Origin of the sequence: Streptomyces sp. NBC_00683 (assembly GCF_036226745.1) — a bacterium.
Taxonomy (GTDB): Bacteria; Actinomycetota; Actinomycetes; order Streptomycetales; family Streptomycetaceae; genus Streptomyces.
The window spans coordinates 973593-999695 of the sequence record NZ_CP109013.1; the positions used below are offsets into that span (position 1 = coordinate 973593).

Below are 26103 nucleotides of genomic sequence, written 5' to 3' on the forward strand. Positions count from 1 at the left end.
TAGCAGACTCCGTCGGCTGAGGTCAGACACGTCAGTCCTCCAGGCGCAGGGTCGTACGAGGTACGGCCACCAGCTCGGCGGATTCCACTGCGGCTCGGGTCCGGGCAGCGTCCAGGCCTTCGCGTGCCGAACGGTCGACGTAGACGCGGGCTGCACGATCCAGCGGCAGAACCCGGATCTCCATGCCGTGCTGTACGACGGCGTCGGCGAAGCGGCGCAGTCCGATCTCCCAGTCGGGCCCGTACCAGAAGTGGTCGGCGACGAGCTTGCCGTCGATGTAGGCCCTGGCCGCATCCCCGGTGTAGCGCAGTCGCAGCAGCACTTCCCCCTCATCGTCCAGGACGGTTGCCGGGATGGTGAGGTGGTGGACGGCGGCCTTCTCGAAGTCCTCGTCACGCGGCGCGGAGGCCCGCTGGTGGGAACCGCCGGTGCGGGCGGACGGAGCGACGGCCTGTGTCTGCAAGGCTTCGACGGCGGGCTGCGGCAGCCGCGGGGCGGGGCTCAGCGACCAACGCGCGAAGGTGCCGTCCGGCACGGGCCGACCTGCTTCTGCACCGTGCAGGGAAGCCGGAGCGGGCAGCAGGGCGATGGATGGTGTCGGCGAGGTGGTGTGCAGGCGCAGTTCGTCTCCGTCGGCGAGCACCAGGTCGTCGCTGAGAACAAGACGGTCTTGTCCGTAGACGTGCAGCCGGTTCAGCCGAAGCGCCTCGGTGTGGGACAGCACCAGGACGCGTGCGCTGCCGGTGGGACCGTCCAGGGTCAGAAGTGCCCCGGTGCCCGGTTCGGTGACCGTGACGAGTGTGGCGTCGGCGCCGAGCGCCACCTGGGCAGGGCCGGCGACGTCCACATTCGCGGGCAGGGCCAAGGACACCGGGATCCCGTCGGTGGCCGCCAGCACGGTGAGCGGAACGCCGTCCACTTCCAGGCGGGTCACCGGCTGGGCGGTGGCCCAGTCGAGTCGCAGCCCGGCGCCGAGGTCGAGGCCGATCGGCCACACGAAGTGCGCGCCGGTGGGAACGCTGACCGGCTGCGCGGGCAGGGTAACGGTGCGGCCACTGTCCAGGTGAACCCGGAACTGGACGTCCTTGTGGTCGGGCAGCGTCTCGTGCGGCTGATGGTTGTTGACGAAGAGGAAGCCCTGTCCCCCTGCCGAGCGGAAGGCCCAGCGCAACGTGACGCGGTCGTCGAGCGACTCGGGTTCGGCATCAGGTAGCGACATCGGCATCCGGGCCAGTTCCGCGCCGTATGCGTGCAGGAACAGGTGTTGCAGTCGCAGCGCGTGGAAGACGGGCCGGACCTGCCCGTACTCCCCCAGCGGCGCCTGGAAGTCGTAGGTGACCGTCGGCAGGTCGTTGGGGTAGCCGGTGTCGTGGCTCTCCTGGTTGGGTTCCTTGAGGTCCAGGCGCTGCGAGCACCCGTGGTAGAGGTAGTAGCCCTGCCAGACCGAGCCACTGCCCAGCTTGGCCAGCGCCAGCGAGGTGATGTCCTGGCTGGGCACGGTCGGGCGGCGGTGGTAGGCGATGGCCATGCCGCCGCCCAACTCGCATGTGGCGTACGGGTAGCGGCGATCATCCGGACCGCTTCCGGTCGGCGCCGAGGAGCGCAGATCGGCGCCGATGGCGTGGTCGTCGCGGATCGGCGTGAAGAAGTAGTGGCGCCGCATCTCCCGCGTCCACCCGTCGTACGCATCCTCCCAGAACGCCTCCGGGTACCCGCCGTACAACGGCAGCAGGTTGTCGCGCGGGATGTCCGCCGCGCCCCAGCCGGTTGCCGTCCACAGCGGTGCTCGCATGCCGGCGCTCTCGGCCATGCTTCGCAGGGTGGCCAGGTGTGCCGGCTGGTCGTAGAGCTCGTTCTCCACCTGGACAGCCACGATCGGCCCGCCGTCCTCGTGGAAGAGGCCGCGCAGCTCGTGGGAGATACGGCGGTAGTAGGGCTCGACCAGCGCGAGGTAGGCGGGGTCGTCGGTGCGCACAGCGCAGCCGGTCTCCTCGAGCCAGTCCGGGAACCCCCCGTTACGGCATTCACCGTGCGACCAGGGCCCGATCCGCATTGCCACGACCAGACCGACCTCGTGGCACAGCGTCACGAAGCGGCGCACGTCCAGGTCGCCGTCGAAGCAGAAGACGCCGGCCTCGTTCTCGTGCTGATTCCAGAACAGATAGGTGGCCACCAGATCGACGCCGCCGGCCTTGATCTTGAGCAGCTCCTCGCGCCACTCGACGGCCGGGTAGCGGCTGAAGTGGAACTCCCCCATCACGGGGATCCACGGGTGGCCGTCCCTGAACAGGCTCCGGCTGTCGACCATCACGGAGTGCGGTGTGGAGGCCGGACTCCCCATGGGCAGATGACCGGTCAGGGGCACGGAGGGGGCACGGACTTGCAGAGACAACATGACAGGCGGCTCCTGCGACAACGGCTCGGTGAAGTGCGTTCATCGTGGGCGGGCCGTCAAACCCTGTCAAGATGTATTCATAATTAATGGTTGCCGACCGACGCGGGTGGGACCACTCGTGCCGGGCGGGCCGGGTGCAAGGGCGGCTGACACGAGAGCCGACCACTCTGCTCACGAGAACTGCTGCAGTCGGGCCAAGTTCACGTTGGAGCCGACGGCGGCGCCCGGACCACAACGCCACCATTCGTCGGCCGGACGGTTCACCCGAGAGGCGCCCGGATCTCCGGTCGTCTCAACCAGCAGCCGTACCTTCCTGACGCTCAGTCAGGAGAGTCTGCCGACGCGGGGGGGGCGTCCTCGGCACAGAACCAGTGCCACCGCGGACGTGGTCTTTGCAGGAATCGGGGCATCCGCTGCCTGAGGAGGCTCCATAACCTATGAGTGCAACAGCCAAGAAGAAGTCCAAGTCCAGCGTGTACCTGTCGCTTGGCACCACTGCCTTCGGCGCGCTGAGCGTCGTGAAGCAGGCCAGGCTCGCGCGGGAGGAAAGCGACACCCTCCGCCTGGTCGACGCCGTGATCTCGACCGCCAAGATCGTTACCGGTCTGGCGGTCCTCTACCGCGAGCTCAAACGCCTCGGCAACGATGACGTCCTGCTGGGGTGAGGGCGCCGGCACCCGCGCGTAGGTAAGGCCGGGGCAGGCTGGGATTCGTCTGGACGACCGATGCGGGGTCATCCCGCCCGAGCAGTGGCACGGCAAGAGCCGAACCGAACAGCCTCGCCGGGACAGCGGTTGGCCCCGCTGTCCCGGCGTCACAGCTGGTGACGGACTCCGGCCTCCTGCTGCGCGGCGGTGAGCTGCTCACGAAGGCCGCCCTCGATGGACCTGCGGGCAGCGCCACGCCGGAACAGTGGCAGTACGGTGCGCTGCTTGCTGTCTTCCACGAGGAGCGCCAGCCCGCCGTACAGCGCGTAGACACCGATACCGAGACCCGTCCAGCCCGCCGCGACCTGCAGTGCGTTTCCCAGACCCGCCTCATAAAGGCCTGTGAGGCCGAAGCGCAGTGCGGTGAGGGTGAGCAGCACCGCGAACAGAGGCTTCGACTGCGCCGCCGCACCCGCGAGGGCGAGGACGAAGGGAACCAGCGCCAGAAGGAAGACGGCTTGTGCCACCACCGGCCGGCCCGGTGGGGAGTCGAGGGAGGTCACGCTGGTTCCGGCCCAGGCGGCACCGAGGAGGAGCATTGCGGTGCCGGCGCCGGCGTCGCGGGCGAGGAAGGCGAACAGTCCAGCGACTGACTGCAGGGGCACGACGAAGATGAGGACCAGAAGCAGCAGGATGCTGCTCTGTCCTGCCGGGACCCAGGCCAGCTGGAGTGAGGACAGGACCACGCTGCCGACACCGAGGGCGAAGAACCCCAGCGGCAGGGGGCTGGCGATCGGGCGGAGCACGATTCGGGTCACCGCGTCAGTGGTCAGCGGTTCGGACGGGCCGGATGAGTCGGAAGCTTGGGGCACAGTCGCAGCGTACGGGCCGGCGAGTATGCCGCCGCAACAGGACCGACTCGGCCGCGCGAGTGAACCCTCCCGTGCCCGATCCGCCGGCCTGGATACGAACAACCACAATTTTGCAGGCTGTCCGTTGCTGATCAACGCTGACGGGCAGTCGGTCCGGGACAGCAATCAGCCGAGGAGAGGAACCCGTCCAGTGTCCGCCGAACTTTCCGACGACCTGAAGAAGCTCATCGACGACACCCCGGTCTTCGCGACCGTGGCCACGATCCAGCCCGACGGCAGCCCGCAATTGTCCATCACCTGGCTCGCCAGGGACGGCGACGATCTGCTGGTCTCCACGACCACCGGCCGTCGCAAGGAGAAGAACCTGCGTACCGATCCCCGGATCACCGTCATGATCAACCCCGCGAACGCGCCCTACACCTACGCCGAGATCCGCGGTTCGGCCACGCTGACCACTCAAGGCGGCCAGCAACTGATCGACACCCTCTCGCGCAAGTACACGGGGAAGGAATACTCGGACTTCAACCCGGCGTCGAAGGACGACGCCGACCGCGTCGTCATCCGTATCACCCCGCGCAAGGTCGTCGGCTCGATCTGACCCGCCCGCGCAGCGCACCCGGCAGAACCCGTCGGAGGGGCTCGCAGGAGCAACCCCTGCGGGCCCCTGGCCCGCCCGCCCCGAACCCCGGCCTGCGCCCACATCCCCGGGAGGCCAGTTCGACCCCCGCCAGGCGGAACACCGGCCGTCCCTGACCCGACTGGGGAAGAGCTGGTATTCCAGCAGTGCAGTCTTCGGCGGCAGCGCCGTTACGGAGAACTGCCGTCTCAGACCGGTGAGCGCCCCGGATGCAGCCGGACTTGACCGTGACTGCCCGCCCGCGAGGTGATCCCGTGTCCTCCGCCAACGCCTCCCCCTCCGTCTGCGTGACCCGCATGCCGCCGGGCTCGACGACGACGGGGACGGGGCGGAGCATTGAGGTGCAAGGTCACAGGCAACCAGGGGCCTCGTGCGGACCGGGGTGAGTCACCGTCGGTGGGCGATCTCTTCCGCCACCTGGGCTGCCTTGTTCACGCCGTCGATCATGTAGCGCCGCCATGCGGGTGCGAGGCCCAGGCGTACGAGGGGTCCTCGTCCGGGCAGGGGCTTGAACTCGTAGGTCCAGCGGATGAGGGTGCCGTCTCCGTCGGAGCTGAAGGTCCATTCACCACGTACGCCGCTGACCAGACGGCCCAGCACGTTGGTGAACTCGGTGAGCTCGTATGCGAAAGAGTGCGGGGCGGTGTACTCGGTCAGGCGCTCGACGGCGGTGGAACCGTCACTGAGGTCCGGGTTGCGCGACTGGCCGGCCGCGTCCCAGGCCCCGGTCTGGTTCTTTGCGCCGCGGACGCCGGGGAAAGGGCCCCAGCCGGTGAAGACGAGGGAGAGGTCGATCGGCACGATGATGTCGAACGCTTCTCGCGGAGTAAGCGTGGTGCGGGTCTGCACGGTCACCGGGACGCTGACGTCTCCGTCATTGATCAGTGTCATGGTCGTGTCCTTACCAGCTGACGGGGCCGAAGCGGTCGATGAAACGGCCCGTTCCGGCGTTCGGGTGTTCGGTCGCGAGGGTGACGATCGCGTCGGTGCCCTCCGTGACGGTCTGGGTGCCTCGGTGGCCGTTGAAGTCGGTGGCGGTGAAGCCGGGGTCGGCCGCGTTCACCCGGATGTCCGTCAAAGCTTTGGCGTACTGGGTGGTCAGCATCGTCACCGCCGCCTTGGAGGCGGTGTACAGCGGCATCGGGAACTGCGACTCGACGCGCTCGGGGTCGTGGGTCAGGGCCTGTGATCCCATGCCGCTGCTGACGTTCACCACGGCCGGATGCTGCGCCTTGCGCAGCAACGGCAGGAACGCGCTGGTCACGCGGACGATGCTGACGACGTTCATCTCGAAGACGTGCGAGGCGTCGGCCGCGGTGAGCTGCTCGGCGGGCACGGCCGGTCCGGGGACGCCGGCGTTGTTGATGAGGGTGTCGATGCGGCCTTCTTGGGCCGCGATGTCGGCGACGGCCGCGGCGACGGAGGTGTCGTCGGTGACGTCGATCAGAACGAAGCGGGCGCCGAGCTCGGTGGCGGCGGCCTGGCCGCGCTCCGGGTCGCGGGCGCCGAGGAGGACGGTGTGCCCCAGGGAGGCGAGGCGGCGGGCGGTCTCGAAGCCGAGGCTCTTGTTGGCCCCGGTGATGAAGGTGATGTTCATGGATCCAGCATCGACACCGGGGCGGGAAGCAACCAGAGAAAGCCATTCGGTAGGAAAACGGGTACCACCCTCACCGGCCCGGCGCGCCGCACAATGGGATCATGAGCGCAGACGAGACCGGTTTGGGCGCCACGATCCGTTCCTGGCGCAATCGGCTGACCCCGGCCGCCGCGGGACTCCCGGCACGGCACGGCCGCAGAACCTCCGGTCTGCGCCGCGAGGAGCTGGCCGAGCTCGCCGGTCTGTCCGTCGACTACATCGTGCGCCTGGAACAGGGGCGCTCCACCACCCCCTCGGCCCAGGTCGCCGGGGCTCTCTCCCGCGCTCTGCACCTGAACCGCGCCGAGCGCGATCACCTGTACCAGCTGGCCGGCCTGCGCGCGCCGGACGACAACACGATCAGCGAGCACATCCCGCCCGGCATGCAGCGCGTCATCCAGCGGCTGGGCGATACCCCGGTGGCGGTCTTCGCCGCGGACTGGCGCCTGCTGTGGTGGAACCGCAGCTGGGCCGCACTCCTCGGCGACCCCGCCACGATCCCACCGGACGAACGCAGCCTCGTGCGCGCCCGCTTCCCCGTCGCCTCCGACCGCGGGCAGCTCGCCACCTGGCCGGTCACCGAGCTGGACCCCGAAGCATCGGACCGCGCCATCGTCGCGGACCTGCGCAGGGCCTCCGCCCGCTACCCCAACGACCCGCGACTGACTCGCCTGCTGCGCAGAACCATCGACGGCAACCCGCGCTTCGCCGAGCTGTGGCAAGAGGGCGCCGTCGCCAACCACACGGAGGACCGCAAGACCGTCCGACACCCGTCCGTCGGCGATATCACGGTCAACTGCGACATCCTCACAGCGACCGATACCGACCTCAAGGTCGTCATCTACACGACCGAGCTCGACAGTGAAGACGCCACCAAACTCGACCTCACACGCGTCACCGGCACCGCCCCCTCCCGGTCCGTGTGAATTGCGGGCTTGTCCAACTACTTCGGATCGGTAAGGACCTTCTGCTTCAGGCAGCGCGCGGCGTCGGCCCAAGGCGGACTGCAGCCGGTTCGGTCCGGGCCGGTCCAGCACGAGCTCATCTCTCCTCGCCCTCGGCGATGCGGGCGGCGAGGTAGCCGGCCCGGCCCAGCTCTCACTTGCCGGTTGGCCCCACCGATGGGCGGTGGAGGCGGTGATACCGAACAGGTCGCTAACGATCACCGGAGGCAGTTCCGTGACCGCCTCGATCATGGCGGTGTTGCGGGCGCTGAGGATGGGCAGGCCGTTGGCACGCATGAGGGTCAGAACCGATGCCGCGGCGCGTGGATCTGCTGCTCCAGCAGGGCTGCCAGGGTAGGCGGAAGCAGGACGGGGTGGTGGGCAAAGGTGAAGTACGCGCGGCCTTCCCGGGTGCTGTAGCGGTCGGTGGTGAACTCAACAACGCGGCTGACCTGCTCGACATCGACCCCCGACAACTCCGCTGAGGATCACTGGCCCGCCGTTAGGACGTGATCACGGCGGGGTTTCCCTCGCTCCAGACGCTGGTGATCCTGCGGTGCGTGAACCGCCAGCCGTCCGGGGTGCGGCGCAGCCGGTCGTCGTAGCGACCCCCGCCAAGGAACTTCTCGCCATCGGGCAGGCCAAGGCGGACATGCTGGGCCTGGTAGTAGCACGTGTGCTCGGCCTCGTCACCCTGCACTGCGGCGACATGGTTGCCGTTCAGATGATGGGTGGCGTCGAAGCGCTCCACGCTGGTGCTGATCCTGGCAACGATCGCGTCAGGCCCGCAGAGCCGTTCTCCCGAACCGCTGTACTCCCAGCAAGCGTCATCGGTGAACAACGCGCCCAGTGCCTCCCAGTCCCTGGTGTCCACGGACGTCGCATACGCGATCACGGCGTCCACGATCGCGGCGCGGTCTGCGAGTTCCCGAAGCATTGAGCCGCCTTCCGGTTTGGTACACGATTTGATACGGAGTACATGATTGGTGACTGTCGAGCCCGGCGGAAGAAGGCACATTCATGTCCCACAGTCACATCGATGTATCAGCCCTGGCCAGCGAGGCGTGCCCGGTCTCGGAGGTCCTCGATCACGTCTCCGGGAAGTGGAGCATCGGCATCCTGGTAGCCGCTGCGCAGGGTCCGGTTCGGTTCACGGAGCTGGAACGTTCGATCAGAGGGATCAGCAGGCGCATGCTCACGCTCAAGCTGCGCAAGCTGGAGCGGGACGGCTTGCTCGTACGCACCGTCCATCCGGTCGTTCCGCCCAAGGTCGAGTACACGCTGACGGAGATGGCCCAGGAACTCCACAAGTCGCTGCTGGAACTCACCGACTGGGCCAAGCGACACGGCGGCACGGTCGCCGCCGCCCAAGCCGCCTACGACCGCGAACACAACGGCTGACGGCAGCCGCCGCCCAGAAATACTCCGTACGACTTCAAGACCAGACGGTCACCCACGTGCGGAAAACGGACTAGGGGCTGACCAGAGGAAAAGGGCAGGCTCGGGACCTGTCGAATGTTGCATTCGATGCAACACATCTCGTTCGTACCCGCCTCACCACAGCCACGACAGCCATTCCGGCCACTCCCGGTAGAGGCCGCGCGGGCCCTTCCACCCGCCCTGGCCCCCGCGCGTACCGCCCGCACCCCGACCAACTGACCGCCGCGCCTGGCCGCCCCGGGGTGACCGGAACCCGCTCCCGGAGACATGGGCGAGACGGTCCCGAGAGCGGTCGCCGGTTCCATCGGCCCGGGCCATGTGCCCTTCACCACAGGGACACGATGCACTGGAGGCGGGATGGACAACGGGGCAGCTCTACAGACGGCAAGCGGCCAACACCCAGGAGGCAGCAGACGAAGACGGGCGCACACCGGTGTGTCGCGGCGGCGACGGTGGTCCCTCTGCGCCTTGCCGGCGGCAGCCGCCGCGATCGCCGCGCTGCTGACGGCTCCGACGGCAACGGCCGCCGCCGTACCGGCGCCCTGCCCGCAACTCCCTTGCGAAGGGACCGATCCGGGCCAGGTAACGGCATGGCAGCCCGGCGGTGCGCCGAAGGTCCTGAAGGAGACGACGCTGGCCTCCGGCACCCGGATCACCCTGTACACCGGCAAGCCGGACTGGGACGCCGGCCGTACCTACGCGTGGGCGCAGGTGCAACTCGGCTCCGGGGTCGCAAAAGCGCGCGTGTGGCTGCGGGCCGAGGAGAACTGGGGTGACGGCATCAACACCACGACGACGCTGGAGCACCCGCGTTCGTACCGTGACACCACAGGAACCACCGGCATGTTCCAGTACTCCACCGCGATCCCCCAGGGGGCGTACACCAACAGCGCCTGCGTGAGCGACGGCACCGAGCGCGCGTGCGTCGCCTCCTACGGAGCCGAGGTGGTCCCGGTCGGACCGTGCGAGGGCTGGTGTTCGGACGCAGACCCTGACGCGATCCCGGCGTCCGACTGGTCGTACGTCGAACGCTCCACCACCGACCGGGTCGAACTGCCGTCGGGGGCGTACGTGCAGAAAGCCGACGGACGGCTGCAGCAGGGCACCTACCTCGGCTGGGCCGAGGGCGGACTTCCGGCGGGTGGCCGGTTCTGGCTGGAGGCATGGCAGGGGCAGGGCCGCTGGGGGCAGGTGTACACCGAGTTCACCCCCGCCGCCGCCTCACGTACGACGACGGGCTCCACCCGCGCGTACTCGTGGCTGCCGGAACTGCGAGCCTGCGTCAGTGACGCGACGGGCACCGAGTGCACCCGGGACGCGGACGTGACGGCCACAGCCCCCACCCAGGCGCCGTGTGCGGAACTCCCGTGCACGGGCATAGACCCGGCAAGTGTCACCGAGTGGATGCCGACCTACGATCCTGATGTGGTGGAGGACGCCAACATCTATCTGGGTGGCCGGTTCACGATCTACCGGGGCCGCCCCACCTGGGACCCGTACCACATGTACTACTGGGGCAAGGCGGAACTCCCGCCCGGCCGTGACGACGTCTCCGCCACCCTGATGAAGCATGCCTCCGGCGGCGCCGACTCCCGCACCACCCGGCCCGAACCTCTGCCCGACGCCCGGCTGACGGCCTCGGGCACGACGAAGATGGTCGCGCTGGACCCGCTGTCGGGCGAAGAGATCGCCGGGCTGGTCGTGGATGGCAAAAAGTGGGCATTCGCCACCCATCAGGGAAACAACATCTACCAGACGTCGACCCAAGGCCCGATCGGCCCGTGCGCACCGGGTCAGGCGTGCGAGGGCGTCGCTCCTGGCACCGTGACCGCGTGGGCCTCGGTGGCGACCGACTGGGCGACGGCGACGCTACCAAGCGGTGCCAGGGTCACGCTGGCCGGCTCCCGACCGCAGTGGTCGGTCACCGACTACTACGCCTGGGCCAGCACGGACACCCAGGGCGTGACGGCGTGGCTGGAGGACAAGCGGCCCGGCAGCCCGTACGAGAAGGTCGCCGACGCCGGCACCATGAAGGCGACAGACGGCCGATCCGTCCGCGCGTGCCTCAGTGACGGCACGACGACGAGGTGCACGACGCCCCTGGGGTGACGCACACGGGTGGGTCGAGAAGCGCGGCTCGGATGCGGCGAGTGGTCCGCTGCCCCGCAGAGACCGAGCCGCCCGTCCCGCCCGGAAAACACCTCGGCCGGTTGTGGTGCCCCAGTGGTGCGTGGGGCACAACAACCGGCCGAGGTAGCACCGGCGTCGGATCAGTTCGTGCGTTACGCCAGCAGGGCGCCGAGGAGCATGCCACCGAGCAGGCCGACGGCGCTGACCACGATGGCGGGCACGGCGAGCCGCTCGTGCCGGACGGTCTTGGCGATGATGGCCAGCACCAGGCCGATCACGCCGAAGACGATCGGCAGAAGGATCAGCGAGATCACGCCCAGCACCATCGCGATGATGCTCAGCACGTTGCCGGTCGACGCGCGCTGCGGTGCACCGTGGGGCTGCTGGCCGGTCGGTTGGTTTCCGTACTGCGTTGTCATCTGCCACCCCTTCGAGTGATCACTCTGCGACCTGGTCCCGGAATGGACCGGCCCGACCCAGCGGGTACCCACAAGCTCCATGGAAACACCACGACTTGGAAGCAGAGGCCGGAAGACGTGTCCGGGCCTCGGCGCATTGGGCACGTTCGGCGGATGCCCGCCTCGCGACCGGACGGGGGCCATGGTCGCGTCCGGGCGTTGTGGGCTCCTACGAGCCTGCCGACGCCACTGGCTCAGCTGACCCACCCTGAGGTGCCAGAGTCCCGTCCAGCACCGCCCGGCCGAGCCCGGTCCGGTGGTGGAGCACGCGTACACCTTGGCGCTGGGAGAGGAGCAGCCCCGCCTCCCGGAGAACGGTGGCGTGCCGGCTGGCCGTCGACGGTGCGAGTCGCAGCGCCGCGGCGATGTCCATGGTGGTCATCGGACGGTCCAGCACCCTGAGGAGTTCGGCACGCGAGGCGCCGATGAGCTGGGCCACCGGGGCGTCCCCGCCGTGGTGGCGGCGTTCGAGCCAGCCGGGCGCGGGCGAGAGGGGGTGGACGAGCACCGGGGGCAGTTCCTCATCGACGAGGGCGAGCGGGGCGCGAACGCAGAAGAAAGCCGGGATGAGTGTCAATACCCGTCCACGCAGGGTGAGTTCGCGTTCGATGGGGTAGGGGGCGTGGAGCCTCTGGTCCTGGTAGCGCCATCCGGGCAGTTGGTCGTACCCGGTGAGCAGTCCCTCCGCGCCATGCGTGAGGACAGCTTGGACGCGTATGGTCCGGTCGGCCGCCGCCTGAGCGCGCATCGAGGCGAGGTAGGGCTCGACTGCCACCTGGTGATAGGCGCGCAGAGCGGTACCGAGGCGGTGCAGCGCCTTCGGGCAGCCGTCGGCGAGCGGGCGCAGACCGGCCGGTGCGGGTTGTCCGGTGTGGGCGTGCAGACGGGTGAGTTCGGCCCGCAATCGGTGCCGGGGGGTGGACAGCAGCCGGTCGAGCCCGGTTTCGAGATCGGCGTCACCGCGGCCGGGCGTCAGGAAATCGGGGAAGTAGGAGCCGTCCGGGCAGAGTCGCGTCAGGGCACGTGTCAGGGAGACCAGGCCGGCTTGCCGCAGAGCTGTCCCCACCTCGCGGCGCCAGGCTCCGAACGCGAGGGGCGCCTGTCGGTTCTGCAGGAGGTGCAGACTCAACGCGGTTTCCCAGAGCGGGTCCACGCCGGACGCGACGCGTAAGCGGGCCAGCTCCTGGCTCGTGAATTCCACCCGTAGCACAGCGCACCCCCGGTGGTCACAGGCGCTTGACGGCGCCCGCCCTGCGGAACTCTACGCGCATCACAGATGTGACGCATGCATGTCAGCAACGTGAGGCGATCGATCGAGGATCCGACCGGAACTCGTGGAGGCCCGACCGGAATTCGCCCCGGGCCGGGCCCCCACGACGCACTGTCACGGTTCAGCAGAGAGGGACCCCGGGCAGTTTCGCGTCCGGGTGGTCGATGTAGATGTTGCTGATGAAGCCGTTCTGGTCGCGCAGTTTGCTCCACCAGTTGTTGCTGTAGCCCTCGGCGTTGACGGTGTCACCCTGCTTCTGGCACAGCACCCGCACAGCCGTCGGACCCGCGAGGGTGGTGACGACGGCGGCGTTGACGCGCGCGTCGGCACGGACGTTCACCCCGCTCCCCCAGGTGTTGAAGGGGAAGCCGCTGCCACCGCAGCCGTTGTCACTGGTCAGGTACGCCTGGTTGTAGCTGCCGGGGTAGGAGAGGCCGACGCCGTTGATCACGATGTTCTGGCCCACTCCGTTGAGCAGCTGCTCGTAGTGAATGTGCGCCCCGGAGGAGTTGCCCGTGCTGCCGGTGACGCCGATCTGCTGTCCTTGGGCGACGGACGCACCGCTCGGCACGGAGTACGCGGAGAGGTGGAAGTAGTACGTCGTCCAGCCGCCGCCGTGGTTGATGGCTATGTAGTTGCCGGCACCGCTCGGCTGTGAGTAGCGGGTGGCCGTGCCGGCGGCCGAGGCGAGCACCGGGGTGCCGGCTGTCGTACCACCGTCGGAGCGCACGAAGTCCAGCGCTCGGCGCACCTCGGCCGAGTGGTGGCTGTACGTCCATTGCTGGCCGCAGGGGTAGGGCGCCTTGAAGACGGGCGCGGCCGTCGCACCGGCCTCCCCGGCCTGCGCCGGGGCGACCGACAGTCCGGCCAGGGCCATGAGTGCCGCGACGAACAGAGCCGGAAGACGTCTGAGAAACCTCACGAATGCTCCTAGGTGGGGGAGGCGCCCGGACGGAACCGGGCGGAGGCGCGGTAAGACGTCGGGAACGTAGCGGCGGCCCGTGCCGGTGACAAGCGTGCGGCGGCCTCCTTCGACCAGGAACGAATTGCTTGCGTCTCGTGGCCGCCCCCCACCACCGTTTGCTCACGTGCCACAGCGTCACCAGGCCGCCGGCTCGGTGCGTCCGTGCCCCGAAGGAGCCCCCCATTCATGTTTCCGCTCCGTCCCGCCCGCCGTATGTCGCTGCTCGGCGCCGCCCTCATGTCTGCCGCGCTGATCGCCGTGTACGCCGGCTCCGCGGTGGCCGAACCTCTCGTGTCTCCCTCCGCCGCCGCTCGTAACGGTCCGCAGTCCGCCGGCTCCGCGCACCTCCCGTCCACCGGGTCCGGTGTCACGGGAGCCGGGCCGGCGGCGGCAGTTGAAGCGGAGACCCGAACCGTCGTGGACATCCCCGCCGACGTCACAGCGGGCGTCGCGGTGTTCGACCGGCTCACCGGCCGCTTCACCGAATCGCACCAGCCGGACCGCGTATTCCGCTCCGCATCGGTGGTCAAGTTGCTGCTCGCACTGGACTACATGTGGAATCGGGGGCCGGCCTACGATCTGCCGCAGGCGGACCGGGACCGGCTCGGGGCGATGCTCAGCAGCAGCGACGACGCCGCCGCGAGTCACTACTGGTCCACCGGTGGCGGCAGTTCCGTGATCTCGCGCATGGTGCCCCGCCTGGGGCTCACCGGTACAGCACCGCCTCCGGCCGCCTATCCCGGCTACTGGGGCTACACGGCGACCACTGCCGCGGACACCGTCCGCGTCTACCGTTATCTCCTCGACCAGGCGCCGGCACCCGTGCGGGACCACGTCCTGGGGGCGTTGCACCGGTCCACCCGCTGTGCCGCAGACGGCTTCGACCAAGGCTTCGGGCTGCCTTCCGCGTTCGAGGCGCCAGGGGCGGTCAAGCAGGGCTGGTCGGGCTTCACTTCCGGGGGCTGTGTCGCTCCTCAGGCACCGGCCGGCATCGCCTCAGGCAAGGCCCTCAGCCCGACCACGCTCCGGAACGACACCGCGAGGCCCGGATCCCGAAGGACGCCCACCGACGCTGCGGCCCCCTTCGCGCCGCCTTCCGGCGATGCCGCGGTGCCCGCGCTGGATCTGACGTCCGAGGCCCTGCACACCACCGGAACCGTGGGCCCCGACGACCGTACGGTGGTCGCCGTCCTCACCCTGCACCCCGACGGCACCCCGTACGGAACCGCCTACAGCAAGGTCACCGCACTCACCGGTTCCCTGAACGTGCCCGGAGCCGTCCGCCCCTCCGGCACCCGGTTCACCACCTGGGGCAGCGGCGTCCGTGTCCGCGCGGCCGCCACCACTTCCTCCGCCGCCCTCACCACTCTGCCCGCCGGAGTGGACGTCCTCGTCGGCTGCCAGAAGCAGGGCGGACAGGTATCTGTTCCGCCCTACCTCAACGACTGGTGGGCCTATCTGCCCCAGTACGGCGGCTGGATCACCAACATCTACATCAGCACTCCCGGCAACACACTCCCGGGCGTACCCAACTGCCCGTAAACGCCTTCCCCGCCCCCACCGAGAAGGAGGCGCACAGTGCGCCGCAACCTGAGACCGAACGCCCGCCCCCTACCCGTGGGACGAGGGTCGGCCATCGCCGTCTCCCTGCTGGCCGTGGTGGCTCTCACGCTCACCGCCGGCCCCGCCGCCGCCCGTGTTTCCGCGCCCGCTGACGCCCCGCTCGGGAGCGTCAGCTGGCGGACGGACCTGTCCGCACCCACCGGTGACGAGACCAACGTCCGCCGTGTGGACGGCAGTCTGCGTCTCCGCGATCCCGGCCTGCGGCCCGCCTCCGCCCATGTCGCCCGCGGACAGGGCACGGTCCTGCTGCCCACGCGAATACTCGACCGCGCGGTCGACCTGATCACCCCGGACCTCGACGCCACCGTTCCCACCGGCTCCCAGGTCGCCGTCGACGTACGCGGACAGGACGGGCTGGGCCGGTGGACCGAGTGGCGCGAAGCGCGGGACGACTCCCCCGCGCTGCTGCCCCGGGCCGTCACCCGCGTGCAGACCCGTATCACCCTCGTCTCCGCTCCGGACGGCACCGCGCCGACTGTGCACGCCCTGGCACTGAGCGCAGAACTCGACAGCACGCTGAACGAAGCGGCGGCCGCGGAAGCCGTAACGGCCAGCGTCTACGCAACCCGTGAGGGCCTGGTCGGCGGCACCACTGCGAACGGGCACGTGATCGTCCCCAACGATCACTTCGTGGCGCTCCCCTCCCGGCGGGGCCTCTCACCGAAGGGCAGCGGTCAGTATTCGGTCCGCGTCTGCGGCCCCGCGCGCTGCGAGACCGCCCCGGTCTGGGACGTCGGCCCGTGGAACACTCGCGACGACTACTGGAACCCGTCCTCGGTCCGCGAGTCCTTCAAGGACCTGCCGCAGGGCAAGCCCGAGGCCCAGGCTGCCTACCAGGAGGGCTACAACGGCGGGCTGGACGGGTCCGGTCGCAGGGTGCTCAACCCGGCAGGCATAGATCTTGCCGACGGTACGTTCTACAACGTCGGCCTGAACAACAACGGCTGGGTCACCGTCACCTATCTGTGGACCGGCAGCGGCGCTCCGACCACGTCCTTCCCGACCTGGGGCACCGACGTCAACATTCGTCAGCAGCCCACCAGCGCGTCCACCCGGGTCGCACAGCTCCCCGGTCCCACGACGGTGCGTGTGCAGTGCCAGGTACACGGCCAGCTCGTCCAGGTCGACGGCCACAGCAATGACGCCTGGTCCTACCTGCCGGACTACGGCGGTTACGTGTCCAACATCTTCATCGACGTGGCCGACAGCTGGCTTCCCGGCGTTCCGAACTGCTGATCCGCCAAGTCCGTCCTTCCCATTCGTGAGGCAGATCGCCGCGCCCGTCCGTGCGGCGGCACTCCTCGTGGGCCGGCCGCCGGTGGCACCGGCGGCCGGCTCTGTCGCGTCCGGCTTTGTCGCGTCCGGCTCTGTCGCGTCCGGCGGTCCACGGGCGGTCCGGGCGGCCGCGCGCCGCTGCCCGGTGAGGTGCCGGGGTCGTTCAGGCGCCCGGGAGGAAGAGGCAGAACGGATGACCATGAGGGTCACGGAATACCCGTACTCCCTCTTGAGGCTGGTGCTCCTCCAGCGTCGCGCCCAGGGCGCAAGCTCGCTCGGTCTCCACTTCGAGGTCGTCGACCTGCAGGTCCAGGTGCGCTTGCATCTGCTGAGTACCCGGGCGTTGTGGCCAAGCCGGGGGCCTGTGGTCCGTTTCCAGCTGGAAGCTGAGGCCGGGGCGTTCCGCTTCCGGAGCCCGCAGGCGGACCCAGTCCGGCTCGCGATCGACTTCCTGCCAGCCAAGCAGAGCCCGGTAGAAGTCGGCGAGGACACGTGGGTCGGGCGTACCGAGAACCAAGGCACCGAGCGTCGTCGTCATGCCCTCACCCTGCCCCGCCACTCGCTCTCACGCCTCTGCCTGCGCACAGAAGGAGCGGGTTCCATCCGGCGCGCCGCCGGCCCAGCGCGAGAGCCGCCGCCGCGGTCGGCCTCCGCCGGGGCCGCCGATGAAAGAGCGGGAGCCCGGGACGGGGTGGTGATCCAGGCATCGGGTGGCGGCCTTTTCCGTACCCTGGGTGCATGCGCATGCGCCCCACTCTGAGCTGGACCCCTACCCAGGACCTGCCACCGGCTACCGCGGATCTGGGGCCGGTCGTCGATGCGCTCAGCACCGGCGGTGTGCTGGTCCTCAGTGGCGCGGGCATCTCCACCGAGTCGGGCATTCCCGACTACCGGGGTGAGGGCGGGAGCCTGAGCCGGCACACTCCCATGACCTACCAGGACTTCATCGCAAGCGCTCAGGCCCGGCGCCGGTACTGGGCGCGCAGCCACCTCGGCTGGCGCACCTTCGGCCGCGCCCGCCCCAACGCCGGGCACCGGGCGGTGGCCGCCTTCGGGGATCACGGCCTGCTCTCCGGTGTGATCACGCAGAACGTGGACGGCCTGCATGAGGCCGCCGGCAGCGAGAACGCGGTGGAACTCCACGGAAGCCTTGACCGGGTCGTCTGCCTTTCCTGCGGCGCATCGAGTCCGCGCCATGAACTCGCCGCGCGGCTGGAGGAGGCCAATGAGGGATTCGGACCGGTGGCCGCCGCGATCAACCCGGACGGTGACGCCGACCTGACCGACGGACAAGTCGGGGACTTCCGCGTGATGTCCTGCACGGTCTGCGACGGCGTTCTCAAGCCGGACGTGGTCTTCTTCGGCGAAGCCGTGCCCCCGCAGCGAGTGGAGCGCTGCCGCGAACTGGTCCGTGAGGCGACTTCACTGCTGGTTCTGGGATCCTCACTGACGGTGATGTCAGGGCTGCGGTTCGTCCGTCAGGCGGCCAAGACCGGAAAGCCGGTGCTGATCGTCAACCGGGATCCGACCCGGGGCGACCTGCACGCTGTCACTCGTGTTGCGCTTCCGCTGGGAAGGGCCCTCACCGCCGTGGCCGGCCGACTGGGCGTCCCTGTCGGCGACGAGACGGCGGAACGGACCGGATGAGGTTGGGGCCGGCTGTCCGGGGCCGGGCATCGGTGCGTTTCATCGAGCCGGCTGTCCGGGGCGCCGGCACGGCAGCCGCTCGCCCAGGGTGCTGACCTGTGGGTCGCGGATCGGGAGGATCATGACGTGCACGCCCTCCTGCGCCCATCGGCGCCGCTCGCTGCGGTGTGCTCTGGCGGCCGGTCGGCCGCCTGACGCAGGGAACGATCCAGAGTGCTCATCAGTCGGGCGACACGACTGCTGCCGCCTGCCGCGAGCGGGTAGCGGCAGAGTACGTCGATGAGCACCGGTGTCGCACGTTGACGCGACCGTTCCAGCAGGACATCCCCGACGCCGGGATCACCGCCCGCCTCCATCTCCCCGATATGCGCAGCGCTCGCGCAGGCCCGCAGGATGTGGCCGACCTGGCCGGCCTGGGCGATGGGGTGCAAGTACGCGGCCGATGCGGCGTCACCGGCGGATCGCGCGGCCAGTCGCGCGGCTTCGGTGGGCGCGGACCGGGCGGCTCGATGAGCGTCGAGGGAGGTGACGCGCTGCAATTTCGTCCTGTTGGCGCCGTTGATGAACGTCCAGGCCGCGTCGATAGCCGCACGGGGGCGCGGATCGTCGGGAACAGCCTGCTCGAAGACCGACAGGACGTCCTCTGCGTGCCGAACCACGTAGCGCGCCACGACGCGCAGTTCGTCCATCGTCAGATCGAAGTCTCCGGACACGGTGTGTGTGCTCTGCGCCATGGTCTTGAATCGTATCCTTGAACGCCCGGTGGAGACTTTACGACGAAACCTCCGCTCACCTGCGTCAGAACCCTCAACCGGAGGTCATATGCGGCCTGTGGACCTGGCTCGTCGCCACGGCCTCTCCACGCAGGCGGTCCGCAACTACGAGGCTGCCGGCATCATCCCGCCCGCCCACCGCAGCCGGACGGGGTACCGGGACTACACGGCCACTCATGCGGCCGGCCTCGCGGCCTACCTGGCGCTCGTCCCTGCCTTCGGCCACTCGACGAGCCGGCGCATCATGCATGCCGTCACCGGCGGCCAACTCGACGAAGCACTGGAGTACGTCGACGACGGGCACGCGCTCCTGGCTCGCGACCGCAACACGCTGCGAACCGTCGAAGCGGCACTCTCACATCTCGGAACCGCCGCCCCGGATACGGTGGCCGGCGCTCGGGCGCCGTACAGCGTCGGTGAACTCGCCCGCCACCTCGAGCTCAACCCGGCCACCCTGCGCACCTGGGAACGGGCCGGAGTCCTCACCCCACGACGTGACCCGCGCAGCAGGCACCGCCAATACCTTGCGCAGGACGTGCGCGACGCCGAACTGGCGCACCTGCTGCGCCGGGGAGGCCGGCCCCTGGGCACCATCGCCACCGTCCTCGGAGAACTCCGCAACGCCGGCAGCCTCGAAGCGCTGGCCAGGACCCTGGAAGGGTGGCGGCGCGACCTCACGTCCCGCGGAATGGCCCAGCTGTACGCCGCCGGTCAGCTCTCCACCTACCTGGACGCCCTGGACCGACCCACGAGAACCGGCTGAGACTCGAAGCAAGGCCCCACTGTCACCTCGTCGTGCGGTAGTCCCGCAGCCGTTCCGGACGTGGGATCGCCCTTCCCTTACTGCTTCCGCCCTCGGTGGCGAGCTGCCGCAGCTCGGGCAGTTCCTTGAGCGCGCCGCGGATGTCGCAGGCCCGGATGTGCGGGAATGATTTCGCGACCTTGTCGACGACGTGGGGCGGCGGTCCGAGGGCACGGCCGGTGTCACGCAGGGCGTGCCGGGCTCGGTAGGTCTCCGGCATCCCCTGAGCAGCACCCCGGCCGGAACGCGAACCATCGAAGAGAAGGACCACCTCACCGCCATGCACGCCCAACTCCGGCCTGACCGGTCCACTCCTACCGTGACGTTCGACCGGATGCTGGAACGCGTCCGCTACGAGGGCGTCTACCCCGCCCGTGAACGCGCGGAAGAATCCGTGCGCACGGTCATGGCCGCACGCCGGCAGATCACCGGCGAGGAACGCGTCGGCCTCGCCCAGCGCCTGCCGCTCGAAGCGGCCCTCGCCCTGACATCCTCGACTCCCGACATCGAACAGCTCAGCGGCTGGGGTTTGCCGAAGACCTGGCCACACAAACCGGAGTCAGCCCGGCCGTTGCCCGCTGGAACACCGGCGCCGTGCTCGCTGGCCCCGACCTCCTCGCCCGCACCCTCCAGCGACTCCCCGACGGCTACGCACTCCTCTTCGGCCTGGCCCAACTGCGCCGGCATCAGCCCGCCGCCTGAGTGGAACCGGCTGGGCGGACACGCGTCGGGGCCGGGACCGCAGATGCGGTCCCGGCCCCGACGCATACGCGAGGTCAGTGCTTGAAAGCGTCCTTGACCTTCTCCTTGGCCTCGCGAGCATCACCCTTGGCCTGCTCCGCGCGGCCCTCGGCGGTCAGCCGCTCATTGCCCGTCAGGCGCCCAGCGGTCTCCTTGAGCTTGCCCTTGGCCTGCTCGGCCTTTGCCTCGGTCTTCTGCTCACCAGACACAGCTGATCACTCCCTGTTCGATGGAAAAGGTCTTACAGAACCCCGTATGACCGGCGAGCGCCCGCCCAAACAGACGGGCGGCATCGCCCCAGTCGCAGCCGTACCCCACCCGGGACTACTGCCTCCCTTCAAAGGCACTATCTGCCCAGGGCCATACAGGGCTGATGCTGAGCACGGGATCACGTCAGGCCGGTGCCGTCAGGACGAGGTCCGCCTGGGAAAACCACGGCGGCGAGGGCGGGCCGCACCCCCGACAAACTCGCCTTCACCGCCTGGCCGCCGTCGACAGGAACACGCTCGCCATGGCCCCGCACCTGCTGTACGAGACCCTCGGCCCCACCCTCCCCGACGGGGCCCGCGCGGGCGCTGTGGGCACTCGCGCAGCGCATCGCCAAGGACCACCCCGCCGCCGTGCGCCGAGCAGGACACACAAGCGCCGACGCCCTCGCTACCGGGAATCAGGCCGCGACGAGGTCCTGCTCGCGGTCCGGCGTCTTGACCTTGGGCTTCTTGTTCGGCAGTGAGAGCCGGAAGACCTTGTGCCACGCGGAGAACACCTGCTTGGGCAGCGGCCCGGTGACGTACTCAAGCTCGTACTTCTCGAACAGCGCGCGCACCTTCACCGCGACCTCGGCGTACCGGTTGCTCGGCAGGTCCGGGAACAGGTGGTGCTCGATCTGGTGCGACAGGTTGCCGGTCATGAAGTGCATGGCCCTGCTGCCGCTGATGTTCGCCGAGCCCATCATCTGGCGCAGGTACCACTGGCCGCGCGTCTCGCCCCTGATCGACCGGCGCTCGAAGACCTGCACGCCCTCGGGGAAGTGCCCGCACATGATCACCGAGTGGGTCCAGATGTTGCGGACCAGGTTCGCGGTGAACGTGGCGGCGAGCGTGGTGAGGAACGACGGGCCCGACAGCAGCGGGTGGATCACGTAGTCCTTGAGCACCTGCTTGCGGATCTTGCGGCCCACGGCCTTGGCCCGCGCGCGGAACTCCGGGTTCTTGCGGCGGCGCTTGCTGAGGTTCTTGCCGAGCTCCAGGTCGTACGCCGCGATGCCGTACTCGAAGAAGCAGGCGTTGATGAAGTTCCACAGGGGCTGGCCGAGGTGGAACGGGTGCCACCTCTGGTCCTCGTCGACGCGCATGATGCCGTAGCCGAGGTCGTTGTCCTTGCCGATCACGTTGGTGTACGTGTGGTGCAGCTCGTTGTGCGAGTGCTTCCACTGCTCGGACGGCGAGACGTGATCCCACTCCCAGGTGGTGGAGTGGATCTTCGGGTCCCGCATCCAGTCCCACTGGCCGTGCAGGATGTTGTGACCGATCTCCATGTTGTCCATGATCTTCGCCACGGACAGCCCGGCGGTGCCGATCAGCCACGCGGGCGGGAAGAACGAGAACAGCAGCACCCCTCTGCTGACCAGCTCGAGCCTGCGCTGCGCCGAGATGACCTTGCGGATGTAGGCGGCGTCCTTCTCGCCGCGGTCGGCGATCACCTCGTCGCGGATCGCGTCCAGCTCGCGGCCGAGCTCCTCGATCTGCTCCGCGGTCAGGTGGGCGGTGGGGTCGATGGCGGTCAAGGTGCTCCTACCGTTCGATGTCGCAGGGGCCCGCCGCGGCGGACACGCAGGTCTGGATGAGGACGCCCGGCTCGGCCTCGGTGATCTCACCGGTGCGCAGGTCGCGGACGGCGCCCGACTTGAGCGGCGTGATGCAGCCGAAGCAGATGCCCATGCGGCACCCGGAGGGCATGAGCACGCCGGCCTCCTCGCCGATGTCCAGCAGCGGCGTGGCGCCGTCCGCGTCGACGGTCTTGCCGGTGGCGCTGAACGTGACCTCGCCGCCGTCGCCGGCGACGACGATGCCGGGGCGGAAGCGTTCGGTGTGCAGGCGCTCCTGTACGGCGTGCTCCGTCCAGTGCTCTTCGGCGGCGTCGAGCAGGCCCGCGGGCCCGCAGGCCCAGGTCTCGCGCTCGGCCCAGTCGGGCACGAGTTCGTCGAGACGGGCGATGTCGAGCATGCCGTCCGTGTCGGTGTGCACCTCGGCGAGCCGCAGCTTCTTGTCCGCGACCAGGTCGTGCAGTTCGTTGCGGAAGATCACGTCTTGCGGCTGTGGCGCGCAGTGGACCATGGCGACGTCGTCGAACTCGGTGTCGCGCAGCATGCCCATCACGGGCGTGATGCCGCTGCCGGCCGTCAGGTAGAGCACCTTGGCGGGCTTGGCCTGCGGCAGCACGAAGTCACCGGTCGGCTGGTCGAGCTGGATCAGCGTGCCCGGTTTCGCCCTGCGGACCAGGTGGTTGCTGACCTTGCCGTCCGGGATCGCCTTCACGGTGATCGTGACGCGGCCGTCCTGGCGGTTGGTCGGCGAGGTGATGGAGTAGGCACGCCACAGGCGCACCCCGTCGACGTCGACCCCGATCCGCACGTACTGACCGGCTGTGTGGCCGCGCCAGCCCCGTCCCGGCCTGATCACGATGGTCGCGGCGTCACCCGTCTCGGGGTGCACGGCCTCGATGCGCCCCCGCAGGTCAGCGCCCGCCCGCAGCGGGCTGACCAGGTCGAGGTAGTCCGACGGCAGCAGCGGCGTCGTGACCATCTCCAGCAGTTTCCACGCCCTGCTGTGCAGGGCCGCACTCATCATGACTCCAGCTTGCTGTGTCCCTGGGCGTAAAGTCCTGACCACAGGACGTAAATCTGATCGGCTGAATTGTTCGCAGGGAATAAAAACGTGAGCCATGCAATCCGGAGGGCCAGCGAACTGGCCCTGGACGAGACGACGGTCACCGCGCTTCGGGCCGCGCTGAAGACCACCGCCGACGAGGTCGTCCAGGCGATCATCGACGAGGTCCCTCCCTACGCCAACGCCCTTTCTGGCCGCATGGGCGCCACCATCCGCCGAGCCGTCCGCACCGCCCTGGGGCACTACCTGGACCTCGCGAGCGGGAACGCCACGGGCGGCGACGGCGGTGACGCAGCCTACGAGCTGGGCCGCGGCGAGGTGCGCGACGGCCGTTCGATGGATGCCCTGCTCAGCGCATACCGCGTCGGCGCCCGCGTGGCCTGGCGATGCCTGGCAGCGGGCGCCGTACCCGCAGGTCTGCCCGCCGCCGAGGTCGCCAAGTTCGCCGAGCTGACCTTCGCCTATATCGACGAGCTCTCCGCCGCGAGCGCCGCGGGCCACGCCGACGAACTGGCCGCCCGGGGCAGGGCCCACGAGCGCCACCTGGAACACCTGGCCCGCGACCTGCTCGCCGGCGCGAGCCCGGACGTGCTGCTGGCCTCTGTTCAACGGGCCGGGTGGCAGCCTCCGGTCTCGCTGACCGCGGTCCTGCTGCCCGCCGCCCAGGCCCGGCCCGCCTACCGCGCGCTCGACCCGAGCACCCTCGTCCTCGACGATCTGCCGGACTCCACCGGTGTGCTGCTCGTCCCCGATGCCGACCGATCACACCTCTTGCGGCAGCTGACCGACCGCACCGCCGTGGTCGGCCCGGCCCGGACTTGGACTCGTGCGTCCGCCTCGTACGCACGAGCCGTACGCGCGCGCTCCCTCTCCTCCGATATTCGCGACACCGAGGACCACCTGCCCGAGCTGGTGCTGAGCGCCGACGTGGACGCGTTTGCAGACCTGCGTACCCGAGCCCTCGCACCGCTGCGGACCTTGCCTGTCGCCACCGCGCGGCGGCTGGAGGAGACGTTGCGGGCGTGGCTGCTGCACCAGGGCAGGCGGGACGAGGTGGCGGCGGCGTTGTTCGTCCATCCCCAGACAGTCCGGTACCGGATGTCGCAGCTGCGGGAGCTGTTCCCGGATCTCGCATCGCCACACCGGGTCCTTGAACTGACGCTGGCGGTCGGTCTTCGGGTCAGCTGAGGCGTAATTCGACCGTCCACGACCGCGTCCGCGAGCGGTCCAGGAATCGTGCCTCGTTCTCGGAGCCATCAGCTCCATCAGCTGGCTCATGCGGCCCGGGGAAGAGCGGTATTAGCCAGCTGAGACCGGGGTTGATATGAAGACCAGACAATGCCTCGGGAAGCCCGTCGGGGGCGCTGCCCTGGCACGAGCTGACCCACGGGCGCGCGGCGGGCTGCAGCTGGGTGACCGGCGGGGCGGCCAGGTCGGGTCACCGGGCGGGGGCCGGGCCGCTCGCGCCGGTGGCACCGTGGTTCTGCGGCGGCCCCGCGCCTCCCTTCCGACAGGCCAACCGGACGACCGACCGGGCCGGCCTGGCACACCGCGCGAGGGATGATGGGGATGGAATGACGGAATATGAGGTCAGGAGCTTCCATGGCGAAGTGGGTTCACCGACCCCGTGAGGACGCGGAGTTCAACTTCATCCTCGGGATGAGCAGAGTTCCGGTCCTCGCGTACTTCACCGGGACATGGCCCAAGGCAATCGAGCCCTGCCGGGTGATGGACCTCGTCGTGGGTGGCATCGCCGACGACTACATGGGCCGCTTGACGGCCGTCCGCGCCGACATCACACGTTGTCCGGCCGCAACCGAGCGATACGGGATCACCGGAGCTCCGTCCTACGTCCTCCTGAAGGAGGGAGAGGCGGTGGCGCACGGCACGGGGCCTGTGACCATCGCCGAGGTACGGAAGTTCCTGGACGGCCACCTCTGAGCGGCCCGCTGCGGGCGTGGCCCCGACGCCGGATCACCTGCCCATCGGCGTCCAGCTCGAAGTACGGCGACACGGGTGTGGTTCCTCCCGTGCCGCGCGCGCCCTCGTGACGTCAGGCGGCTCGCTTGACGTGGCGGACCAGCCACATCAGCAGGGCGTCCAGATCGGCGGCGGCCGAGAGCACCCGGTCGACTGCCTCGGGGGTGTGCAGCCACTCCTCGCAGCCGAGGGAACGGGAGGCGATCAGCGAACGGTGGCGCAGCAGGTTCGTACGGGAGTGGTTCGTCGGGTAGCCGCGTGGGGGGCGTTTCATCACGTCCCCGGAGATGTCGTAGCCCTTCTGCCGCACGTCCTCGACGATGGCGGACAGTTCGTGGCCGCTCCCCTCGGAGGCCACGGCTTTGCGGAACGTGTCCACCTGGCCGGGATCGGGGTACCACCAGGCGCCCTGGATCCGTAGGCCGTCCAGGTCGAACCGGATACCGATCTCGATCTTGCGGCCGAGCCGGATCACCGCGCTCTGGTGCTGCCACCACCAGGAGTCGGTGCGGTAGTGCCAGACGGAGAAGTCCTCGTATCGGGGGTCGGCGTCCGCGACATCGTTGAGCAGGGCGATCATCGGCTGCCGGACCAGGCGTTCGCGGTCCGCGCGATGGAGCTCGCGGGTCGCGCGGGTCGGTTCGCCTTGGAGCTGCCACAACACGTCCATGGCCTGCTCCGGCCAGCCGGTGAACTGTCCGCACATGCGGGCAGGTTAGCTCACCCATGCTCAGCGCGCGGAGAGTGAGACGGGTGGGGAGGCGTGGCCCCGGACAAGGGGGAGGTGCCGCGGCAGGGTTCGTCGGCCAGTCGGGAGTGCACTCGATCGAGAAGGCTTCGTGGGATTGTGCCTGTTCCCTAGGGGCGGTGACCTCACCAGCCCGGGCTCAGAGCGCGAGTTCGATTCTCGTCACCCGCTCCATGGAACACTTCGGCTCGTGGAAAGGCTCCCACAACCGCCTGCGGAAGTGGGCTGCCGAC

General features: G+C 69.4%; 26 protein-coding genes and 2 pseudogenes. 12 read left to right on the forward strand and 16 right to left on the reverse strand.

Annotated features, from left to right (window positions below; all coding sequences use genetic code 11):
• Nucleotides 1-31: 31 nt before the first annotated feature.
• Nucleotides 32-2395 (reverse strand): beta-galactosidase, encoded by a 2364-nt coding sequence (locus OG257_RS04335; protein ID WP_329204871.1) that lies wholly within the window; start codon nt 2393-2395, stop codon nt 32-34.
• A gap of 437 nt (nt 2396-2832) precedes the next feature.
• Between OG257_RS04335 and OG257_RS04340 the strand changes: the two genes are divergently transcribed.
• Nucleotides 2833-3060, forward strand: a complete 228-nt coding sequence (locus tag OG257_RS04340) for a hypothetical protein (protein ID WP_329204872.1) — start codon at nt 2833-2835, stop codon at nt 3058-3060.
• Between the two features lie 149 nt (nt 3061-3209).
• Here OG257_RS04340 and OG257_RS04345 read toward each other — a convergent pair whose 3' ends face one another.
• Nucleotides 3210-3860: an acetate uptake transporter family protein gene (locus tag OG257_RS04345; RefSeq protein ID WP_329214892.1), complete on the reverse strand. Its 651-nt coding sequence runs from the start codon at nt 3858-3860 to the stop codon at nt 3210-3212.
• Nucleotides 3861-4104: 244 nt separating this feature from the next.
• On the opposite strand from OG257_RS04345, the gene OG257_RS04350 reads away from it, so the two are divergent.
• On the forward strand, nt 4105-4512 hold the full coding sequence (locus OG257_RS04350) for a PPOX class F420-dependent oxidoreductase (RefSeq protein WP_329204873.1): 408 nt from the start codon (nt 4105-4107) through the stop codon (nt 4510-4512).
• A gap of 426 nt (nt 4513-4938) precedes the next feature.
• Here OG257_RS04350 and OG257_RS04355 read toward each other — a convergent pair whose 3' ends face one another.
• A complete protein-coding gene (locus OG257_RS04355) occupies nt 4939-5442 on the reverse strand; it encodes an SRPBCC family protein (protein WP_329204875.1) in 504 nt (167 codons plus the stop codon).
• Nucleotides 5443-5452: 10 nt separating this feature from the next.
• Nucleotides 5453-6148, reverse strand: coding sequence for an SDR family NAD(P)-dependent oxidoreductase (locus OG257_RS04360; RefSeq protein WP_329204877.1), 696 nt, complete (start codon nt 6146-6148; stop codon nt 5453-5455).
• Nucleotides 6149-6249: 101 nt separating this feature from the next.
• On the opposite strand from OG257_RS04360, the gene OG257_RS04365 reads away from it, so the two are divergent.
• Complete coding sequence (locus tag OG257_RS04365; RefSeq protein WP_329204878.1) at nt 6250-7113, forward strand: helix-turn-helix transcriptional regulator; 864 nt, start codon at nt 6250-6252, stop codon at nt 7111-7113.
• A gap of 320 nt (nt 7114-7433) precedes the next feature.
• On the opposite strand, the gene OG257_RS04370 is transcribed toward OG257_RS04365, so the two are convergent.
• Both OG257_RS04370 and OG257_RS04375 read right to left on the reverse strand, forming a co-directional pair.
• The gene (locus OG257_RS04370; RefSeq protein ID WP_329204880.1) at nt 7434-7607 is read right to left on the reverse strand and encodes a hypothetical protein; all 174 of its coding nucleotides are present in this window, start codon (nt 7605-7607) and stop codon (nt 7434-7436) included.
• 26 nt (nt 7608-7633) lie between these two features.
• Nucleotides 7634-8068, reverse strand: a complete 435-nt coding sequence (locus tag OG257_RS04375; protein WP_329204882.1) for a nuclear transport factor 2 family protein — start codon at nt 8066-8068, stop codon at nt 7634-7636.
• 83 nt (nt 8069-8151) lie between these two features.
• Here OG257_RS04375 and OG257_RS04380 point away from each other — a divergent pair, with 83 nt between their 5' ends.
• The gene (locus OG257_RS04380; RefSeq protein ID WP_329204883.1) at nt 8152-8532 is read left to right on the forward strand and encodes a winged helix-turn-helix transcriptional regulator; all 381 of its coding nucleotides are present in this window, start codon (nt 8152-8154) and stop codon (nt 8530-8532) included.
• A gap of 507 nt (nt 8533-9039) precedes the next feature.
• Complete coding sequence (locus OG257_RS04385; RefSeq protein WP_329204885.1) at nt 9040-10680, forward strand: hypothetical protein; 1641 nt, start codon at nt 9040-9042, stop codon at nt 10678-10680.
• A 173-nt stretch (nt 10681-10853) separates the two neighbouring features.
• On the opposite strand, the gene OG257_RS04390 is transcribed toward OG257_RS04385, so the two are convergent.
• The 3 genes from OG257_RS04390 to OG257_RS04400 form a co-directional block, all read right to left on the reverse strand.
• Complete coding sequence (locus tag OG257_RS04390) at nt 10854-11120, reverse strand: hypothetical protein (protein ID WP_329204887.1); 267 nt, start codon at nt 11118-11120, stop codon at nt 10854-10856.
• A gap of 208 nt (nt 11121-11328) precedes the next feature.
• The gene (locus tag OG257_RS04395) at nt 11329-12360 is read right to left on the reverse strand and encodes a winged helix-turn-helix domain-containing protein (protein ID WP_329204888.1); all 1032 of its coding nucleotides are present in this window, start codon (nt 12358-12360) and stop codon (nt 11329-11331) included.
• A 190-nt stretch (nt 12361-12550) separates the two neighbouring features.
• Nucleotides 12551-13351, reverse strand: a complete 801-nt coding sequence (locus OG257_RS04400; RefSeq protein WP_329204890.1) for a M23 family metallopeptidase — start codon at nt 13349-13351, stop codon at nt 12551-12553.
• Nucleotides 13352-13579: 228 nt separating this feature from the next.
• Here OG257_RS04400 and OG257_RS04405 point away from each other — a divergent pair, with 228 nt between their 5' ends.
• Together OG257_RS04405 and OG257_RS04410 are read left to right on the forward strand one after the other, a co-directional pair.
• Nucleotides 13580-14935 carry a hypothetical protein gene (locus OG257_RS04405; RefSeq protein ID WP_329204892.1) on the forward strand — a complete coding sequence of 452 codons (1356 nt, stop codon included), beginning with the start codon at nt 13580-13582 and terminating at the stop codon, nt 14933-14935.
• Nucleotides 14936-14971: 36 nt separating this feature from the next.
• Nucleotides 14972-16252, forward strand: coding sequence for a hypothetical protein (locus OG257_RS04410; RefSeq protein WP_329204894.1), 1281 nt, complete (start codon nt 14972-14974; stop codon nt 16250-16252).
• 202 nt (nt 16253-16454) lie between these two features.
• Here OG257_RS04410 and OG257_RS04415 read toward each other — a convergent pair whose 3' ends face one another.
• Nucleotides 16455-16829, reverse strand: a complete 375-nt coding sequence (locus tag OG257_RS04415) for a VOC family protein (RefSeq protein ID WP_329204896.1) — start codon at nt 16827-16829, stop codon at nt 16455-16457.
• A gap of 200 nt (nt 16830-17029) precedes the next feature.
• On the opposite strand from OG257_RS04415, the gene OG257_RS04420 reads away from it, so the two are divergent.
• Nucleotides 17030-17938 carry an NAD-dependent protein deacetylase gene (locus OG257_RS04420; protein WP_329204899.1) on the forward strand — a complete coding sequence of 303 codons (909 nt, stop codon included), beginning with the start codon at nt 17030-17032 and terminating at the stop codon, nt 17936-17938.
• A gap of 119 nt (nt 17939-18057) precedes the next feature.
• Here the strand turns inward: OG257_RS04420 and OG257_RS04425 are convergent, their stop codons facing one another.
• Nucleotides 18058-18672 carry a putative immunity protein gene (locus OG257_RS04425; protein WP_329204901.1) on the reverse strand — a complete coding sequence of 205 codons (615 nt, stop codon included), beginning with the start codon at nt 18670-18672 and terminating at the stop codon, nt 18058-18060.
• A gap of 88 nt (nt 18673-18760) precedes the next feature.
• Between OG257_RS04425 and OG257_RS04430 the strand changes: the two genes are divergently transcribed.
• Nucleotides 18761-19474 (forward strand): MerR family transcriptional regulator, encoded by a 714-nt coding sequence (locus tag OG257_RS04430; protein WP_329204903.1) that lies wholly within the window; start codon nt 18761-18763, stop codon nt 19472-19474.
• Between the two features lie 85 nt (nt 19475-19559).
• Here the strand turns inward: OG257_RS04430 and OG257_RS04435 are convergent.
• Nucleotides 19560-19757 (reverse strand): annotated as a pseudogene (locus OG257_RS04435) (hypothetical protein); the annotation flags it as partial.
• 36 nt (nt 19758-19793) lie between these two features.
• Between OG257_RS04435 and OG257_RS04440 the strand changes: the two are divergent.
• Nucleotides 19794-20215 (forward strand): annotated as a pseudogene (locus OG257_RS04440) (DUF2267 domain-containing protein).
• Nucleotides 20216-20289: 74 nt separating this feature from the next.
• Here the strand turns inward: OG257_RS04440 and OG257_RS04445 are convergent.
• From OG257_RS04445 to OG257_RS04455, 3 genes are all read right to left on the reverse strand, one after another.
• Nucleotides 20290-20463 (reverse strand): CsbD family protein, encoded by a 174-nt coding sequence (locus tag OG257_RS04445; RefSeq protein ID WP_329204906.1) that lies wholly within the window; start codon nt 20461-20463, stop codon nt 20290-20292.
• 458 nt (nt 20464-20921) lie between these two features.
• On the reverse strand, nt 20922-22040 hold the full coding sequence (locus OG257_RS04450) for a fatty acid desaturase family protein (RefSeq protein WP_329204908.1): 1119 nt from the start codon (nt 22038-22040) through the stop codon (nt 20922-20924).
• Nucleotides 22041-22047: 7 nt separating this feature from the next.
• Nucleotides 22048-23103: a ferredoxin reductase gene (locus OG257_RS04455; RefSeq protein WP_329204910.1), complete on the reverse strand. Its 1056-nt coding sequence runs from the start codon at nt 23101-23103 to the stop codon at nt 22048-22050.
• An 87-nt stretch (nt 23104-23190) separates the two neighbouring features.
• Between OG257_RS04455 and OG257_RS04460 the strand changes: the two genes are divergently transcribed.
• Together OG257_RS04460 and OG257_RS04465 are read left to right on the forward strand one after the other, a co-directional pair.
• The gene (locus OG257_RS04460) at nt 23191-24330 is read left to right on the forward strand and encodes a PucR family transcriptional regulator (RefSeq protein WP_329204912.1); all 1140 of its coding nucleotides are present in this window, start codon (nt 23191-23193) and stop codon (nt 24328-24330) included.
• A 414-nt stretch (nt 24331-24744) separates the two neighbouring features.
• Entirely contained in the window at nt 24745-25083 is a 339-nt protein-coding gene (locus tag OG257_RS04465; RefSeq protein ID WP_329204914.1) for a thioredoxin family protein, read from the forward strand.
• 112 nt (nt 25084-25195) lie between these two features.
• Here the strand turns inward: OG257_RS04465 and OG257_RS04470 are convergent, their stop codons facing one another.
• Nucleotides 25196-25828, reverse strand: a complete 633-nt coding sequence (locus OG257_RS04470) for a DUF2461 family protein (RefSeq protein ID WP_329204916.1) — start codon at nt 25826-25828, stop codon at nt 25196-25198.
• Nucleotides 25829-26103 lie beyond the last annotated feature (275 nt).

Coding starts and splice junctions, on each gene's coding strand:
- OG257_RS04340 (WP_329204872.1), top strand. CDS start 2,833: ATGAGTGCAACAGCCAAGAAGAAGTCCAAGTCCAGCGTGTACCTGTCG.
- OG257_RS04405 (WP_329204892.1), top strand. CDS start 13,580: ATGTTTCCGCTCCGTCCCGCCCGCCGTATGTCGCTGCTCGGCGCCGCC.
- OG257_RS04470 (WP_329204916.1), bottom strand. CDS start 25,828: ATGTGCGGACAGTTCACCGGCTGGCCGGAGCAGGCCATGGACGTGTTG.
- OG257_RS04465 (WP_329204914.1), top strand. CDS start 24,745: ATGGCGAAGTGGGTTCACCGACCCCGTGAGGACGCGGAGTTCAACTTC.
- OG257_RS04375 (WP_329204882.1), bottom strand. CDS start 8,068: ATGCTTCGGGAACTCGCAGACCGCGCCGCGATCGTGGACGCCGTGATC.
- OG257_RS04430 (WP_329204903.1), top strand. CDS start 18,761: ATGCGGCCTGTGGACCTGGCTCGTCGCCACGGCCTCTCCACGCAGGCG.
- OG257_RS04365 (WP_329204878.1), top strand. CDS start 6,250: ATGAGCGCAGACGAGACCGGTTTGGGCGCCACGATCCGTTCCTGGCGC.
- OG257_RS04355 (WP_329204875.1), bottom strand. CDS start 5,442: ATGACACTGATCAATGACGGAGACGTCAGCGTCCCGGTGACCGTGCAG.
- OG257_RS04335 (WP_329204871.1), bottom strand. CDS start 2,395: ATGTTGTCTCTGCAAGTCCGTGCCCCCTCCGTGCCCCTGACCGGTCAT.
- OG257_RS04360 (WP_329204877.1), bottom strand. CDS start 6,148: ATGAACATCACCTTCATCACCGGGGCCAACAAGAGCCTCGGCTTCGAG.
- OG257_RS04425 (WP_329204901.1), bottom strand. CDS start 18,672: ATGGCGCAGAGCACACACACCGTGTCCGGAGACTTCGATCTGACGATG.
- OG257_RS04420 (WP_329204899.1), top strand. CDS start 17,030: ATGCGCATGCGCCCCACTCTGAGCTGGACCCCTACCCAGGACCTGCCA.
- OG257_RS04380 (WP_329204883.1), top strand. CDS start 8,152: ATGTCCCACAGTCACATCGATGTATCAGCCCTGGCCAGCGAGGCGTGC.
- OG257_RS04415 (WP_329204896.1), bottom strand. CDS start 16,829: ATGACGACGACGCTCGGTGCCTTGGTTCTCGGTACGCCCGACCCACGT.
- OG257_RS04455 (WP_329204910.1), bottom strand. CDS start 23,103: ATGATGAGTGCGGCCCTGCACAGCAGGGCGTGGAAACTGCTGGAGATG.
- OG257_RS04390 (WP_329204887.1), bottom strand. CDS start 11,120: ATGACAACGCAGTACGGAAACCAACCGACCGGCCAGCAGCCCCACGGT.